Source organism: Mesorhizobium sp. M7A.F.Ca.CA.002.15.2.1 (genome assembly GCF_003998715.1).
GTDB lineage: Bacteria > Pseudomonadota > Alphaproteobacteria > Rhizobiales > Rhizobiaceae > Mesorhizobium > Mesorhizobium ciceri.
The window spans coordinates 1-1,047 of record NZ_RZPI01001087.1; the positions used below are offsets into that span (position 1 = coordinate 1).

General features: G+C 68.8%; 1 pseudogene. It reads right to left on the reverse strand.

The window, feature by feature from the left end:
- Nucleotides 1–1,047 (reverse strand): annotated as a pseudogene (locus tag ENZ74_RS32815) (autotransporter outer membrane beta-barrel domain-containing protein); the annotation flags it as partial.

Sequence of the window (1,047 nt, forward strand, 5' to 3'; positions counted from 1 at the left end):
GTTGTTGGCGCCGCCGACGAGCATGGCGGCAACGCCGGTTCCGGCACCGCCAATCGTGTAATGACCGTTGAGATTGATGGTGATGTTGCCTTTCGCGCCGTTGGCTGTGCTTTCGCCGTAGGCGGCCACGGAACCAGCACCCTGCGCGAACAGGCTGTCGCCCGCGGTCAGCGTAACCGCGTGCGCGTCGCCGATGCCGGTCGCGCTCTGTCCGAACATGGCATACGAGCTCGCACCCTTGACCCAGACCTGGCTCATGGCCGTCGCCGTCGCCGCCGCGGCATCGCCGATGCCACCGCCGGAACCGGCAGCGCCGGCGGAGAGCGTGCCGGCCAGGCCGCCGCCGCCGCCCACCGCCTGGGCCACGATGCCGTGCGCCCGCTCGCCATCGGTGACGATCTCGCCGTCCTGCTGGATGGTCACCGTGCCGCCATTGCCCTTGGCACCCGCAAATGTGTTGAAGCCGATGGTGTTGTTGTCGATGCCGCTGCCGCCATCCGCCGTGGCGCCGAAGCGCCCGAAGCCGGCGCCGCCGATGCCGCCGCCGCCGCCGACCGACTGAGCGATGATGGCGACCGCATCGACACCATGCGTGGTGATGGTGCCGGTGCGGATCACGGTCACGTCGCCGCCATCGCCGCCATTGCCGCCAAGGCCGCCGATGCCGAGCGCGTTCGAGGTTTTACCTTTTGCGTCGCCGCCGACACCGCCGCCGCCGCCCACCGACTGCGCCACGACGCCATGCGCGCGGGCGCCGAAGGTTTCGATCGATCCGGAAACCTCAACCCTCACATCTCCGCCATCGCCGCCGTTGCCGCCCTTGCCGCCCAGGCTGAGGGCAAAAGAGTCGGACCCGGCGAAGTCGGACGAAACCGTGCCGCCATATCCGCCACCGCCGCCGATGGACTGGGCGAAGATGCCGTATGACCCATCCTTGTGTGTGATGATCTCGCCATCGTTGGTGACGGTGACCTTGCCACCATCGGCCTCGTTGTCGGGGTCGTTGGGGTCGCCGACCACCGGGATCGGAATCCCGTTGGGTATGCT